This is a genomic window from Marinilactibacillus sp. GCM10026970 (assembly GCF_042660675.1).
In the GTDB taxonomy this organism is placed as follows: Bacteria; Bacillota; Bacilli; order Lactobacillales; family Carnobacteriaceae_A; genus Marinilactibacillus.
The window spans coordinates 21,548-37,372 of sequence record NZ_JBHSUL010000012.1 but is presented as its reverse complement, the minus strand read 5'-3'; the positions used below and the strand labels follow the sequence as shown (position 1 = coordinate 37,372).

Annotated in this window: 13 protein-coding genes; 7 read left to right on the top strand and 6 right to left on the bottom strand. The window is 37.0% G+C overall.

The genetic code is table 11. The annotated features are described in order from the left end of the window. The first annotated feature begins 104 nt into the window (after nucleotides 1–104). Together ACFP65_RS04480 and ACFP65_RS04475 are read left to right on the top strand one after the other, a co-directional pair. The gene (locus ACFP65_RS04480) at nucleotides 105–2,540 is read left to right on the top strand and encodes a glycogen/starch/alpha-glucan phosphorylase (protein WP_379916289.1); all 2,436 of its coding nucleotides are present in this window, start codon (nucleotides 105–107) and stop codon (nucleotides 2,538–2,540) included. A gap of 131 nt (nucleotides 2,541–2,671) precedes the next feature. Then, a complete protein-coding gene (locus ACFP65_RS04475; RefSeq protein WP_379916287.1) occupies nucleotides 2,672–3,922 on the top strand; it encodes an NCS2 family permease in 1,251 nt (416 codons plus the stop codon). Between the two features lie 82 nt (nucleotides 3,923–4,004). Here the strand turns inward: ACFP65_RS04475 and ACFP65_RS04470 are convergent, their stop codons facing one another. After that, nucleotides 4,005–4,346 (bottom strand): DUF4828 domain-containing protein, encoded by a 342-nt coding sequence (locus ACFP65_RS04470; RefSeq protein WP_379916285.1) that lies wholly within the window; start codon nucleotides 4,344–4,346, stop codon nucleotides 4,005–4,007. Between the two features lie 291 nt (nucleotides 4,347–4,637). Continuing rightward, nucleotides 4,638–5,462: an undecaprenyl-diphosphate phosphatase gene (locus ACFP65_RS04465; protein WP_379916463.1), complete on the bottom strand. Its 825-nt coding sequence runs from the start codon at nucleotides 5,460–5,462 to the stop codon at nucleotides 4,638–4,640. A 243-nt stretch (nucleotides 5,463–5,705) separates the two neighbouring features. Between ACFP65_RS04465 and ACFP65_RS04460 the strand changes: the two genes are divergently transcribed. Beyond that, nucleotides 5,706–6,212, top strand: coding sequence for a PTS sugar transporter subunit IIA (locus ACFP65_RS04460; RefSeq protein ID WP_379916284.1), 507 nt, complete (start codon nucleotides 5,706–5,708; stop codon nucleotides 6,210–6,212). Between the two features lie 54 nt (nucleotides 6,213–6,266). Here ACFP65_RS04460 and ACFP65_RS04455 read toward each other — a convergent pair whose 3' ends face one another. The 4 genes from ACFP65_RS04455 to ACFP65_RS04440 form a co-directional block, all read right to left on the bottom strand. After that, nucleotides 6,267–6,890 (bottom strand): flavin reductase family protein, encoded by a 624-nt coding sequence (locus ACFP65_RS04455; RefSeq protein ID WP_379916282.1) that lies wholly within the window; start codon nucleotides 6,888–6,890, stop codon nucleotides 6,267–6,269. Between the two features lie 3 nt (nucleotides 6,891–6,893). Next, on the bottom strand, nucleotides 6,894–7,901 hold the full coding sequence (locus ACFP65_RS04450) for a ring-cleaving dioxygenase (RefSeq protein ID WP_379916280.1): 1,008 nt from the start codon (nucleotides 7,899–7,901) through the stop codon (nucleotides 6,894–6,896). A gap of 2 nt (nucleotides 7,902–7,903) precedes the next feature. After that, nucleotides 7,904–8,764 carry a VOC family protein gene (locus tag ACFP65_RS04445; RefSeq protein ID WP_379916278.1) on the bottom strand — a complete coding sequence of 287 codons (861 nt, stop codon included), beginning with the start codon at nucleotides 8,762–8,764 and terminating at the stop codon, nucleotides 7,904–7,906. Nucleotides 8,765–8,925: 161 nt separating this feature from the next. Further along, nucleotides 8,926–9,960, bottom strand: coding sequence for a lactonase family protein (locus tag ACFP65_RS04440; protein ID WP_379916276.1), 1,035 nt, complete (start codon nucleotides 9,958–9,960; stop codon nucleotides 8,926–8,928). A 182-nt stretch (nucleotides 9,961–10,142) separates the two neighbouring features. Here ACFP65_RS04440 and ACFP65_RS04435 point away from each other — a divergent pair, with 182 nt between their 5' ends. The 4 genes from ACFP65_RS04435 (at nucleotide 10,143) to ACFP65_RS04420 (ending at nucleotide 15,765) form a co-directional block, all read left to right on the top strand. Then, the gene (locus ACFP65_RS04435; protein WP_379916274.1) at nucleotides 10,143–11,333 is read left to right on the top strand and encodes an AI-2E family transporter; all 1,191 of its coding nucleotides are present in this window, start codon (nucleotides 10,143–10,145) and stop codon (nucleotides 11,331–11,333) included. Between the two features lie 182 nt (nucleotides 11,334–11,515). Further along, complete coding sequence (locus ACFP65_RS04430) at nucleotides 11,516–12,175, top strand: TetR/AcrR family transcriptional regulator (protein WP_379916272.1); 660 nt, start codon at nucleotides 11,516–11,518, stop codon at nucleotides 12,173–12,175. Beyond that, the gene (locus ACFP65_RS04425; RefSeq protein ID WP_379916270.1) at nucleotides 12,172–13,890 is read left to right on the top strand and encodes an ABC transporter ATP-binding protein; all 1,719 of its coding nucleotides are present in this window, start codon (nucleotides 12,172–12,174) and stop codon (nucleotides 13,888–13,890) included. The genes ACFP65_RS04430 and ACFP65_RS04425 overlap by 4 nt, the downstream gene beginning before the upstream one ends. After that, complete coding sequence (locus tag ACFP65_RS04420; protein WP_379916269.1) at nucleotides 13,891–15,765, top strand: ABC transporter ATP-binding protein; 1,875 nt, start codon at nucleotides 13,891–13,893, stop codon at nucleotides 15,763–15,765. The last annotated feature ends 60 nt before the right edge of the window (nucleotides 15,766–15,825 follow it).

Here is a 15,825-nt window from a genome sequence, read left to right as displayed (position 1 = left end):
AAAAGCATCCCTTGAGATTTTCTTTTTCAGTTGTGAGTAGAAAATTTCAAGGGATATTTGTATAATCACTAAAAGATGCCCGGAATTTAGAATTGGAGGAACCCATGTTTAATTCAGTAGATGCATTCACTCAAGAATATAAGCAACAATTTCAAAATATATATGCTTTCACATACGACCAAGGTACGAATGAGCAACAATATACTGCATTAGGTACGTTGATCAAAAATAAACTTTCCGAAAATTGGAAATCTACACGGGAACAATACTTAAAGGACAAAGTCAAACAGGTTTATTATTTTTCGATGGAGTTTTTGCCAGGACGTCAACTGAAGAGTAATGCCTATAATATGGACATTTTACCTGTAATCGAAGAAGGTGTTCAGGCGTTAGGTCTTGATTTCAATCATTTAGTCGAAGCGGAAGCAGATCCAGCACTGGGAAATGGTGGGCTTGGGAGATTAGCGTCTTGCTTCATGGATTCTCTAGCTTCTTTGGGTATTCCAGGGAATGGAAATGGTATTCGATATCAATACGGCTTATTCCGCCAAAAGTTTGTAGATGGACATCAAGTTGAATTGCCCGAATATTGGTTGCGAAACCAGAATGTTTGGGAAACAAGAAATGATCAGTCATCATACATTGTTCGCTTTGGAGGCAACGTATGGCTAGAACCAGATCAGCAAGGTCGCATGACTCCGCACTACGAAAATACTCAGAATGTATTAGCTGTTCCTTACGATACACCTATGGTTGGGTATAAGACGAATAAGATCAATAACTTGAGGTTGTGGTCTGCTGAGATTCCTTTAGAAGAGGAAGAAAACTATCATTCACTTCAAGCAATAGAACCAATCAAAGAAATTACCGAAGTTCTTTATCCGGACGATTCCAATTATGAAGGTAGATTGCTTCGACTAAAACAAGAATACTTTATGGTGTCAGCAGGCGTACAGTCTATTGTAAGGCAATTTAAAAAATACAACTTACCTAGAAAATACTTTCCAGAAAAAATTGCCATTCATATTAATGATACGCATCCAGCGCTTGTAGTGCCCGAACTCATGCGTATTTTGATTGATGAAGAACACTTGAGCTGGGAGCAAGCGTGGGAAATAACTAGTAAAACTTGTAGTTATACAAATCACACAGTGCTTAGAGAAGCGCTTGAAAAATGGCCTATTGAGATGATGGAGTCACTTTTACCAAGAATAAATATGATTATAAATGAGATCAATCGCCGGTTTGTAGAAGAAAACTTACCACTATATGGAGAGTCTCTAGTTTGGAAAACAGCCATTCTTCAAGATGGTATGGTAAATATGGCTCACCTTGCGATTATTGGAAGTTACAGTGTGAATGGAGTAGCCCAATTACACACCGATATACTGATGAATGATGTATTGAAAGATTTCTTTACGCTATATCCTGGGAAATTTAATAATAAAACGAACGGAATTACTCAAAGACGCTGGATGCACTTGGCCAATCCTACTTTGACAGAACTAATCGATTCTAAAATTGGTGAAGAGTGGAAACAGAACCCTGCTGAACTGAAGCTACTTAAATCTTTGGAAAAAGATGAGCCAACACTAGACCAGTTAGCAGAAATTAAATATCAGAATAAAGTTAGACTTGCAGATTATGTAGAAAAAGTACAATCTCTTAAAATTAATCCTGAGGCACTATTTGATGTTCAAATTAAACGCCTGCATGCTTACAAGAGACAGCATTTGAATGCTTTACACATTCTAGACCGATATCTGAGAATCAAAGATGATCCTTCAATTAGCTTACAGCCAAGAGTGTTTATCTTTGGAGCAAAAGCAGCACCGAGTTATCTTTATGCAAAGCAAATTATAAAATTGATCAATTCGATAGCAGAACTCGTCAACAATGATCCTGATGTAGGAGATCAACTCAAAGTCGTTTTCTTCGAAAATTATGGTGTATCTTTGGCCGAGAAAATCATTCCAGCAGCCGAAATCAGTGAGCAAATTTCGTTAGCGGGTAAAGAAGCTTCTGGAACAAGCAACATGAAACTAATGGCCAATGGTGCGTTAACATTAGCGACTCTTGACGGTGCAAATATTGAAATTATGGAGTATGTCGGAGAAGAAAACCTCTTTAAATTTGGTCTATCAAGTGAAGAAGTTAAAGCTTACGAGCAGACACATAGTTATGATTCAAGAGGTATTTATGATTCAAATAAACGCTTAAATAGAGTCCTTAATGCTTTGGTTGATGGAACAATACCGAATGCCCAAAAAGAAGGAGAAGCGGTGTTTGACGCTCTGGTACACTACAATGACGAATATTTTGTATTAAAAGATTTTGATGATTATGTAAATACTCAAGACAAGGTTGACGCTTTATATAAAGATAAGCGAGAATGGAATCGTAAGTCTTTACTGAACATTGCAGCTTCAGCACCATTTTCGGCTGATTACACGATTAAGCGATATGCAGATGAAATTTGGAAAGCAAAACCACAATGTACAAGAAAAGAAGGCGTACATCCATTAATTGAACCTGTTTAAGACCGTGATAAGAGTGAAATAACTAAATGACTTCTTGTCTAGCGTAATATTTTGCTTTCAATTTAAGAATTTACTTGATACACTAAATCTTGCTGTATTGTATTCCAAGTAAAGCAAAAGGACGAGATAAAATGTTCAAAAAATTCGATTTAACTCAATTTGGAACGACCGTTAAACAAGAAGTATTAGCAGGAATTGTATCATTCTTTTCGGTATCCTATATTTTATTTGTAAATCCAAGTATTCTGGCTCAAGTTGGTGTACCAGCTGAATATAGTGTATTTTCGACAATCTTTGTCGCAGCGATTGGAACGTTTTTGATGGGTGTTATGGCAAACGCACCATTGGTTATGGCCCCAGGAATGGGAGAAAACGCCTTTTTCGCTTTTACATTGGTAGCAGGTTTAGGTCTGACATGGCAGGAAGGACTTGCTGCAGTTGTGGTGACAGGCGTTTTGTTCGTGCTCGTTGCTTTCTTAGGCATTATGACGCTATTCAGCGAATCAATACCTAAAGAGTTAAAACAAGCAATCACAATAGGTATAGGACTGTTTCTAATCTTGATTGGTTTAGAAAATATGGGAATTTTGATTGATCGCCAAATATATTTCAATTGGATCGGTTTAGCTGGATTGATTCTAGTCGTTATTTTAAAGAAATTAAACGTTAAAGGTGGTTTCTTAATTGCAATCCTTTTGACCACGGTTTTATACTGGCTTGTAAACCGTCAAAGTTTTGAACCCATTAGTTTTGATTTAACTGCTCTGGCAGGATATCCTGAGCTTTTAAGCGCACCAGATTATAGTCGGTTTTTGGATTTCGAATTCTGGCTAGGTGTATTCTCACTTCTAATGCTTCTGATATTTGAAACGATTGGAATGCTAGAAGCCTTTATCCCAGATCAGAAACGCACAAATCAGGGATACAAAGTGGGGGCAATATCCGGTTTGTTATCAGGACTACTGGGGACCAGTCCTGCGATTCCCGTTGCCGAAAGTGGTGCTGGGATAGCAGAAGGCGGTAAAACAGGACTGACTGCTGTTACAGTCAGTGGATTGTTTTTGCTTTCTATCGTCATTACGCCATTTTTATCGTATATTCCTTCTGAAGCTGTAGGACCGGTCATTGTTGTAACGGGAGGTTCTATGATTATTGGTAATTTGAATATCAAAGTGAAGACTATCGTTGAATGGATTCCTTTATTATTAATCATATTATTGATTCCATTGACAGGTAGCATTGTAGAAGGAATGGCTTATGGATTCATTGCTTTTCCGATTGTAAAAATGCTTACTGGGGAAAAACAAGATACAAATAAAGTGCTATGGATAATAAGTTTACTTTTCTTGCTTACCTTGATATCGACATTCCTGATCAATTGAAATCAATAAAATAAGCTCGCTACAATAGATGCCTCAGCATCTGTTGGAGCGAGCTTTTAATAGTCTATAAAATAAATGCTCGTTACTTTTTTTCAATAGGGTAGGTTGCATCGTCTAACTCATCAAACAGCACATATTGTTCATCGTCTTTTTTTTCAACAACTAATTGATAGCCAAAATTATCTCTAAGTACAAGACGGCCAGGTGTTTCTTGAGGCAATATCGACTTTATCGATTGGGTATGGTATTTATCTGTCCCCTCAGAAGAAATTTCCAAGGAAATATTTTTTGAAGATTTTGGTGCATTGACTGACCAATTTCCAATTAAATCTGATTCGTAAAAAGGATCTTCATTAGATTTGGCTTGAACGCGACTTGGTTTAATCCAGTTCATGAGTTTCTGTAAAAAAGTTAGCTGCTTCATTATGAAAATACTCCTTTGACAACGCGTAGCTTTTGTTTGTCTAATACTAGTATACCTTTAATGAGCACAAATAGGTTATCAGAAAGATTACAGTTGTTCGCTTATATTATAAGAAATCGTTTCATTATATTACAAATATTTTAATTATTGTCTTAATGATGGTGTTTTGTAAGTCTCTTGTTAAGAAATCGCTAATTTGAATGTTGAGATTGCGGGTTATGTTCATATAAAAAAGCTACCCGCTTTTTAGGCAGAGTAGCTTAAATAGTATAGGATCTTTAAAGCAATCGTTTAGCCGATAAACCAGAAGTAACCAATGACGACTACACCTGCAATAATTCGATACCAGCCAAAAGCACTGAAGTCGTTTCTACGGATGTATCCCATTAAGAAACGAATAGCAAAAACGGAAACGACAAAGGAGACGATACAACCTACTAGTAAAGTAGTCATTTCAGCAGTCGTAAAATTAAACCCAAATTTCAACAGTTTGAGCGCACTTGCTCCAACCATTACAGGAATCGATAAGAAGAAAGAATATTCTGCAGCGATGGGGCGAGCCGCTCCAATCAAGATAGCACCGATGATTGTTGCACCAGATCTTGAAGTTCCTGGAATCAAAGCCAACACTTGGAAAATCCCGATGATAAAAGCTGTTTTATAGGTTAATTCTTCCCAAGTAGATATGGTCGGCTGTTTACCTTTATTTCTTTTTTCAATGATGATAAAAGCTACACCATAAATAATAAGCACAACTGAAACGGTTACCCAATTATAAAAGTACTGGTTGATGAGATCTTCAAATAAAATCCCGATAATTCCTGCAGGTATGATGCCTACGAGCACTTTATACCAGATGTTCCAAGTTTCTTTTTGCTGCGCATGTGTTTTTGAGGGCGCGAATGGATTTAATTTATTGAAGAACAGCAGAATAACCGCAAATATAGAAGCAAGTTGAATCACAACGAAAAACATTTCTTTGAATTGCGTACTGGCATCTAATACAAGGAATTCATCGAACAAAATCATATGACCCGTACTACTGATTGGTAACCACTCAGTAATACCTTGAACGACTCCTAGAATAATGGCTTTGATAATTTCTATTAGCATAATAAACTCCTATTCGTTTTATGTAAAATTTTGACCTCGTCTATCATACCGAAATTTTTAAGATTTTCCAACTACTTGGTGAAAGTTTAAAGGTTTATTAAGATATCACTTGATTATCATCACTTGTTTTGTACGTATTGGTTCATCTATTCAGTGAAACTATGGTAAGATGAACTAAATCAAGTAGTCGACCAATTCAAAGTAGTCGGGTACGAGAATACAAATTTTAAGAAAGTAGGGTTAAAAATGGGAATGTTTGATTTTTTGAAAGGCAAAAGCGGTGACGGAGATTCAGCTCAAACGTTGATGAACCCAGTAAATGGTAAAGTAATCGCAATCGAAGACGTACAAGATCCAGTATTTTCTCAAAAAATGATGGGAGACGGATTTGGCATCGTACCTAGCGATGGTGATATTTACTCTCCGGGAAATGGTAAGGTTGTCAGTGTCTTCCCTACACAACACGCTGTTGGACTTTTACTAGATAATGGCGTAGAGGTATTGATTCACATTGGTATCGATACGGTTGAACTAGAGGGTGCACCTTTTGATACTTTAGTAAAAGAAGGAGATAAGGTAACGCCTGAAACTAAAGTCTCTACAGTTAATCTAGAAGAACTGGCTTCTGCAGGCAAAGAAAATACTGTAATTATCGTATTTAGTAATATGGATCAAGTAGATAAATTTGAATTATCTACAACTGGTGAAACAGCTAGAGGTACAGAAATTGGAACGATTTCTTCTAAAAAGTAAAAGAGAACTTTAAAAAGCACCGACCTTTTAACAGGTTGGTGCTTTTTATGATGATTATTCAGTTGGTCGTTCATAAGAAAACAGGTTACCCATTTCAGCATACTGGTTTCCTGATAATCTAGCTGTTGGATTCAAAGCTTCAGGTAAAATATATTCTTTTTCCGTATCGAATACCATTTCATCGAAATAAAAATCTGTTACCTTTAAAAGAAATAAATCGGTGACAATCTGCCCATTCTCATCTTCTACAGGAATATGTTGATGCAATTTTGTCTCAAAACGAATTTTAGCTTCTTTGATTCCTGGTACTTTGACGGTTTGACTATCCACTAAGCTTAGGCTAGTACGATCTAGTTCAGTCTCATTAGGAGCAAGTGGAGCAGAAGTCTCATTCATGTCTTTAGTCAATTCGACGTTGACGATATGAACAACGGCTTCTTTCTGCTCTAAAATATTGCGAGTTGTATCTTTAATTTTATCTCCGGCGCGTAAAACTGCCACTGTCAGCAAAGGCAACTGGTTTGAAGCAGCGCTGAAAAAGCTATAAGGAGCTGCATTGACAACGCCATCTTTCTCATTCAGGGAAGTAACCCAGGCAATTGGCCTAGGAATTACACTACCAGAAATAAACTTATATTGTTGTTTTGACGATAAGTCGCCTGCTTTAAAGTGATGCATGGTTTATACCTCACCAAATCCAAAGTATTCTTTTTCAAATACTTTTGTGCTTCTTACAGTATCTATCGGACGAACTAGGCCTTCAATCTGTTCACGGTGCGCTTCATAAGCAGGTGGTAGAGCCAATTTTTCTCCTAGTGTTTCATAATTTTCTTGGTGATCGATAAATCCAGGACCGTCAGTAGCAAATTCAAAGAGGACGCCAGGATACATACGCGCATAAAGAGACTCGAAGTAGAAGCGGTCTACATATCCTGAGTTTGCATACCCCAGATTACTTAATTGATCCGTCCAATGATTCAATGCAGCTCTGTCATCTACTCTAAAAGCAACATGGTGAACACTCCCGTATCCTTGACGTGCAGCAGGAAGGATAGTGCTCTCTTCAATAATGAGTCGACCGCCATTTCCACCTTTGCCCATTTCATAAAGCGTATATTGATTTTCTTTACTGACTTTTCTAAACTGCAAAGTGTCTTCAAGTACAGAAGCCATTTGATCGAAATCATCTACTCTGACGATAACGGGGCCTAAACCATATACAGCAAATTCTAATGGAACTGGTCCATCTTTCCATGGTTTACCAGGAGCAACGCCATCAAGATTTTCGTCTGATACAAGTTGATATTGTTGTTCATCAAAGTCTTCAAACTGAATAACTTTTACTCCAAATTGTTCCTTGATTTCAGAATGTTTCACGTTAAAATGCTCAAAACGTTTCAACCAGTAGTCTAATGCGCGATCGCTCGGCACGCGAAAAGATGATCTTGAGATATCGTTTGTTCCTTTAGAACCTTTAGGATTATTTGGAAAGTCGAAAAAGGTCATGTCTGTTCCTGGATTGCCTTCGTCATCAGCGAAAAATAAGTGATAAGTCTGAATATCATCTTGGTTAACGGTTTTTTTGACTAGACGTAAACCAATAATATTTGTGAACCATTCATAATTTTTCTCTGCACTACTTGTCATAGCCGTTACGTGGTGTATACCTGTGATTTCTTGATTTGTCATATTTATTCCTCCAATTTATTTGGTGATGGTTTGGGTGTGATCATGCTATTGCCTAATTGTTCTACTGTTTCATCTAAAGTGAAACCAGGTCGAAGAGTCGCTAGTTCTACTCTTAATCCTGAAGGACTCAAAACGTAGAGACTTTTGAAGTACTGTCTGTCTGCAAGTTTTTCTACAGTATATCCCAAATTTTCTGCACGAGTCTTGTAAAGCATCAAGTCAGATTCGTTTTTGACGCTAAAAGCAATATGGTCTATCGAGCCTCTTCCAATTCTCGAGGGCTTGGCTGTTTCAGTTGAGTGGAAAACTAAAAGATTTTGAGAAGGTTCTTTTAAACCTAGGAAATTACGGTAAAAGTCTATTTCCTTATCCACATCTGGAACGGATAAGTCTACTTGAAGAATTCTGACGATTTGCTTGTTTTTGGGAATAGAAGAACCTTGGTTTACAGGTTCTTTTGTCAGTTGTTCTTCTACTTCAGATAAAATGAGTGAAAGCCCATCTGGATCTTTTATATAAAGCATTGATGAATCCTCATTACTTTTAAAAGGAATCATAAAGTCGTTCAATCTTTTTTTCCAGTATAAAGTACTTCCTATAGGAATAGCCAGTGTGATCGACTTGTAATAATGATCGTTTAAATAACTACGTCCCATTTTAGGATAGATAAAAAAACTGAGAAGTGTTCCGGCAGTCCCAGTATCGTCACCATAAAAGAGATGAGGGGTCTTGAAGTTTTCTTGATGAACAGTCTGTTTGACCAAACGTAATCCTAGAATTTGAATATAAAATTGCTGATTTTCTTTAAGGGATTTTGCAAAAGCTGTAGTATGGTGAAATCCTTGTATTTCTGAAATAGTCATCACGCTTTCTACTTTCAAGTTTAAACAACAATACACAAATTTCGAAAATACAACTAATTCATTTATCTCGAATTCGTTATAATTTCATTTTACACTAATTAAAAGCAATTGCAAACAAAAAAAGAGATGCTTATTCAAAAGCATCTCTAAATAGATTGGATTTATTTAACAAAAGCCACACAAACAACTTCAGGTGCAAAAACGTCTTTTTGGAGTAAAGTTAATTTACCAGAATCTGAATCTCTTTCAAATAACGTTAGATTATCTGAGTCTTGATGACCAACAACTACGAACTGGTTTGATGGATCGAGGTTGAAATCACGAGGGATTTCTCCTTCAGTTGGAACGTATTCAACAAGTGTCAATGTGCCGTCTTCTTGAACAGCATAAACCACAATTGAATCATGTCCTCGGTTTGAAGCATAAACAAAGCGGCCATCATTACTGATACGAATAGCAGCTCCACCATTGAACTCAGTATGTTCTTCAGGAATGGAAGAGATCGTCTGTAGAAGTGAAAGCGTACCGCTCTCGCTGTTGTAAGCATAAGTTAAAACATCACTACTTAATTCACCAAATACGTAAGCATATTTTTCATTTGGATGGAACACGATATGGCGAGGGCCAGTTCCTGGAGCTACTGAGATGACATCAACTTCTGATAACTTACCTTCGTCGTTTACTTCATAAGTAATCACTTCGTCTGTTCCAAGATCGCAAGCAATAAGGTAGCGATTATCAGGAGTTAGATTGAAGTAATGTGCGTGCGCAGATTTCTGGTTTTCATGAACAGATTTACCTGAGTGCTTGATTTTATCAGTTAGTTCAAGTGAACCTTCACTATCTGTTTTGTATACAGCAACTTCACCATCATGATAATTTGCAGTATAAACCAATTGTCTTGTTTCATCATAGGCAACGTAACAAGGAGAAGAGCCTTCTGAGGCATTGACGCTTGCTTCTGTGAATGTACCTTCTTCGTTCTTTTTAAAAGAAACAATACCACCTTTACCGTTATCCTTTAAAACGGTAAACAATGTGTTTCCATCGTTTGAGATATCAAGATAGGTTGGATTACCAACTTCAGCAACAAGTTCAAGATTACTTAGTTGTTTTTTTTCTTGATCCAGTTCGATGCTGTAAACTCCCTTGCTGTCTTTCTTAGTATAAGTTCCTAACAAAACTTTCTGAGTCATAAACAGACTCCTCCTTTTAGTTTGAGGTTGTTAGGGTCAGTATACCAAAACTTGGATAAATTATGAAACGGAATTCATCAAAGGTCTTGAAGAGGCATTCTTTAAAGAGATTTTAAAGGTATTCTTTTCAGAATATGATAGAATGATTTATGAAAGTGACACGTCAAAGGAGAAGAATCATTATGAAACAAGAGCAACCTACCAATCAGACTAAGGGATTTAGTCATTCATGGTTCTGGAAAAAAATTATTGATAATAAAGTGGTATCTATACTACTTGTTAGTTTGCTTGTTTTCATTAACCTGTTTATGATCAAACAATTGTCGGATTTATTCAAACCGATTGAAATTATATTCAGTATCGTTGGACCGCCGTTAGTCTTTTCAACGATATTCTATTACCTTTTGAATCCAGCTGTAGATTGGCTGGTAAAGAAAAAGTTTACTAGAAATTCAGCCATCGCCTTCGTATTTGCGCTGATTATTGTGTTTATTATTGTAGGCATCAACTTTATTGTACCAATTATTCAAAGTCAGCTTGAATCTCTAATCAACAATTGGCCAAGTTACTGGGATAGCCTGATGTTGTTGTTAGATGGTTTACTCGGTACAGAAGCTTTTACAGATTTTATGGACCAGATGAGTGATACTTCTTTAATCAGTAGTTTTAGTGGGCAAGCGTCTAATTTCTTGAATATAACAGTCGGCGGAATCGGAAGTTTCTTTGGTACCCTTACAAGATTAGGCATCACCTTATTTACAACACCTTTTATTGTTTACTATCTTTTAAAAGATGGTAAACAGCTTCCAGATCAAGTTTTGAAAGTTCTTCCTACTAAGATACGAGCCAGTGTTCGAGATATTCTTGGTGATATTAACAGGCAGGTCAGTTATTACGTAAGAGGCCAGTTGCTTGTTGCTACTTGCGTAGGATTGATGTTCTGGATTGGATTCTCAATTGTCGGGCTTGATTTTGCATTAACATTAGGGATCTTTGCAGGCTTTTTGAATTTAATCCCTTATCTGGGGTCATTTATTGCATATATTCCGACTGTTATTATTGCGGTAGTAGATTCGCCTGTTATGCTATTAAAAGTTTTGATTGTTATGGCCATTGAGCAACTCCTTGAAGGGCGAGTGATTTCACCCCAAATATTAGGTAATTCTTTAAAAATCCATCCAATTAATATTATCTTTTTACTATTGGTCGCAGGTCGCCTGTTTGGTGTTATGGGTGTTGTTTTAGGAATTCCTGGCTACGCGGTGTTGAAAATTATTGTTTTAAGAGCGTTTGAGTGGTACCAACGGCATTCTGATTTGTATGAAGAAAAACAGCCTTTGACTGAAAAGACCGTAGACGTAGTAGAAAAATAATCTATAACAGGAAAAGTCTCTTGATCTTAAGAGGCTTTTTTTGAGCGTACATTTCATAAAAAAACTGAAACCTTAGACTTGATTTATGACACGCTGTCACATATAATAGCAAAAGTATGTTTCATGACACCATGTCATATTAGATAATGTATAAAGAAACCTGGAGGAATAGGAGGGGAAATATGCCAACACAGACATTTTTCAATTTACCAGAGTCAAAAAGAGAAAGATTGATTGCAGGAGCAATGAAGGAGTTCACTGAAAAATCGCTCAATGAAGCTTCGATTTCTAATATTGTAAAAAATGCAGGAATCTCGCGTGGAAGCTTTTACCAATATTTTGAAGATAAAAAGGACTTATATTTTTATTTATTAGGCAAATTCAAGTATAACTATAATCGATTGATGGTTAAAAGTTTTAAAGAAGTAGAAGGTGATTTCTATGAAGGTTATAAAATTTTTGGTGAAAAGTATATCAAATATATTATGGATTCAGAGAAATTCGGTTTTTTTGAAAATATGTATCTGCATATGAATTATCAAATCAATCAGGAATCTGGCGCAACGATTATTGCCACTCCTTCTAACAACAAGACGGAACATCCTATAGATGAACGAGTGATTGATGTCGTTAAAAGAGAGCAAGTTAAAGCGTGTACGGATCAGGAATTTATTTCAATTTTAAGATATATACTGAATATTTTAAATGACACGATTATGGAAGGCTTCTGGAAAGAGTTGACGATTGAAGAGACGCAGAAATTATTTGCAACACGCTTAGAATGGATGACAAAGGGTGTTTTAAAAGAGTTAACTGATGAAAAAATGGAGGATGAAGTATGAGAAAAGTAGCAAAATTTATGAATCCCTGGAATGTACTCATTACTGTCTTCTTTATGGCAGTTCAAGTTGCTGGGATGTTGGCGATGCCAACCATTACTGCAAATATCATAGACTTTGGGGTTTCAGAAGGAAACATTGATTATATCGTAAGAAATGGTTTTTTCATGTTAGGATTCACACTCCTGACAATTGTTTCTGCTCTTTTAAATGTTTTTTTTGCGGCGAAAGAGTCTCAAGGACTGGGTCATACCTTGAGAAAGAAAATTTACCGCATGGTTATTTATTTTACAAATGAGGAACTGGACAGATTTGGTACGTCCACGCTGATTACTAGAGCTACGAATGACATCATGCAGTTACAGTTTGTTATGATGATGGTCTTGCGGACTATGATATTAGCGCCATTTTTAATGATTGGTGCTGGCGCAATGGCCTACTCTAGAGAACCAAGACTTGCTTTCGTATTCTTCATTACAATGCCAGTGCTAGGTGCATTGATTTGGTTCATTTTAAGATTTTCAAGTCCATTATTTAAATCTATGCAAAGAAAAACAGATAATTTGAATAGAATCTTTCGTGAAGGTCTAACAGGTATTCGGGTTATTCGTGCCTTCAACAAAGATGCTTATGAACGTGAACGTTTCGATGAAGCGAACTGGGATTTTGCTCAAACTTCTATTAAAGCCAATACTATCATGGCGTTTATGATGCCCTCAATGGTCTTAGCCGTTAGTGTAACAAATATTTTAATTACTTGGTTTGGTGCACAGTTTATTAGTACGGGTGATATGCAAGTGGGGAATATGGTTGCCTTCATGACCTATGCTATGCAAATTTTAATCGGCGTAATGATGGTTTCAATGGTGTTGTTCTTCCTGCCTCGTGGCCAAGTTGCAGCAGAACGGGTAATGGAAGTTTTAAATACACCTAATTTAATTGAAGATCCTAAAAACCCTAAGAAATTGACGGATACTGACGTCTCTGTTCAATTTGATAACGTGAGTTTCAGATATCATGGGGCAGAAGCGACAGCTTTAGAAGGGATTAACTTCACTTTAAATAAAGGAGAAAGACTGGCTATTATCGGAGGTACCGGATCTGGTAAGACAACTTTAGCTAATCTGATTTCACGCCTTTACGAAGTTGAAAGTGGTCAAATTAAAGTAAATGGTATTGATATTAGGGATGTAAAACAAGGTGAATTAAGACGACTGATTGGATTTGCGCCCCAAAAAGCATTGCTTTTCAGTGGGACCATTCGTGAAAATATGAAATATGGTCGACCAGAAGCCTCAGATGAAGAAATCTGGCATGCGCTGGAAGTAGCTCAAGGTAAAGATTTCGTTTCGGGCTTACCAAAACAATTAGATTCAAGAGTAGAACAAGGTGGAGGAAACTTCTCCGGTGGACAACGACAAAGACTTAGTATTGCAAGAGCACTCGTTACTAATGCAGATATTTTGGTATTTGATGATTCTTTTTCTGCACTTGATTTCAAGACTGATGCGAAACTAAGAGAGGCTTTGAAACCTGACACTAGAGACGCTGCGGTCATTATTATTGCACAACGAATTAGTACAGTTATTGATGCAGATCAAATCATTGTATTAGATCAAGGAACAGTCGTGGGTAAAGGAACACATGAGGAATTGAAAGAAAACAACCCTGTCTATCAGGAAATCATGGAATCTCAGTTGAAAGGAGAGGACATTTAAATGGCAAAAGGTGGAACAGGAAACGCAGCCCACATGCGTGCAAAAAAAGCGAATAATTTTTGGGGAACGGTATTAAGACTTATAAAATATATGTCGACTCGATTCTGGGCACTTGTTGCAACACTATTCCTAGCAATTGCAGCCACAATCATGTCTGCTCAAGCACCCCATATTTTAGGTCGAGCAACAACTGAGATTTACAGAGGCCTTCAAGAAGGAAGAAGCCTGCAAGAAGCTGGCGAGACGATTGATCGATTCCCGATTGATTTTGGGGTCATTCAAAATATCATTCTTACGGTAGCTATCGTATACGTTACTCAAGCTGTTTTTCAGTTTTTTCAGCAATTTATCACCGCTAGAATTGCTCAAAAAACTGTGTATGATATGCGTAAAGAATTAAAAGAAAAAATTTCTAGATTACCGATTAAATATTATGACACGCACTCAACAGGAGATATCCTTTCACGTGCGGTTAACGATATGGATCAGATTGCCAATACTTTGCAACAGTCACTGACTCAGTTTATTATCAGTGTCGTGCAGTTTGTAACGGTTTTGATCGTAATGAGCTTGATTGATTTACGACTAACCTTTGTGACAATTGCGACAGTACCAATCAGTTTGATTTTAATCGCTTTTGTAGCACCGAAATCACAAAAGCAATTTGCGAATCAACAGCGTGAGTTAGGAAATGTAAATGATCATGTAGAAGAGACGTTCTCAGGACACACGGTGGTTAAAACATATAACCGTGAAGAAGATGAAATTAAAAAATTCGATGACAGAAGTGACCGCTTAAACGATGCCTCATTAAAAGCCCAGTTTCTATCGGGAATTATGATGCCTTTAGTCAGCTTTTCAAGAGATTTAGGGTACTTTGGTGTAGCGATTGTCGGAGGAATGGGTGTAGCTAACGGAACAATGTCCCTTGGTAATGTACAAGCTTTTATCCAGTACGTGAATCAATTCTCGCAACCTGTAAGGCAAATTGCCAACTTAGCTAATACGATTCAAGTGACGATAGCTGCTTGTGAGCGAGTATTTGAAGTGTTGGATGAAGAAGAGATGCAAGAGGAATCTTCTGGATTTGAACCCAAGCCCAACACACCATATAAAGTTGAGTTTGAGCATGTTCAGTTTGGCTATGGAGACGAAGCCGATGATGCATTACTAATGAACGATTTCAATCTAACCGTTAAACCAGGTGATATGATTGCTGTAGTTGGACCAACTGGTGCAGGTAAATCAACGCTGATCAACCTTTTGGAACGCTTCTATGACGTTAAAGGCGGAAGCATACGCTTTGAAGGGGTAGACACAAGAGATATTCCTAAACCTGAGCTTAGAAAGAAATTTTCAATGGTTCTTCAAGATACTTGGTCATTTAATGGTACAATCTGGGATAATATTGCCTACGGTAGCGAAGAACACGGACATGACCGAGATCGAATTTATGCAGCTGCTAAAGCAGCGCACGTAGATGATTTTGTCAGAAGACTTCCAGAAGGATATAATACGATTTTAAATGAAGAAGGAACGAATATTTCCCAAGGACAGCGTCAACTAATTACAATCGCCCGTGCATTCTTGGCTGATCCAGAAGTATTGATTCTTGATGAAGCAACGTCTTCTGTAGATACTAGAACGGAAATTCTCATTCAAAAAGCCATGACGAACTTGCTTGAAAACAGAACAAGTTTTGTAGTTGCGCATAGATTGTCTACAATTCGTGATGCGGATAAAATTATTGTTATGAACCAAGGAGACGTCATTGAAACGGGAAATCATGATGAATTGATGGAACAAGATGGCTTTTATGCAGATCTTTACAATAGTCAGTTTGCTTCTTATGAAGAGAACGAAGATTATGCTTAATCTTTTGTCGGCAAAGTAATTGGATATTGATTCACAAAACAAGACCTTTTAGATAGGGTC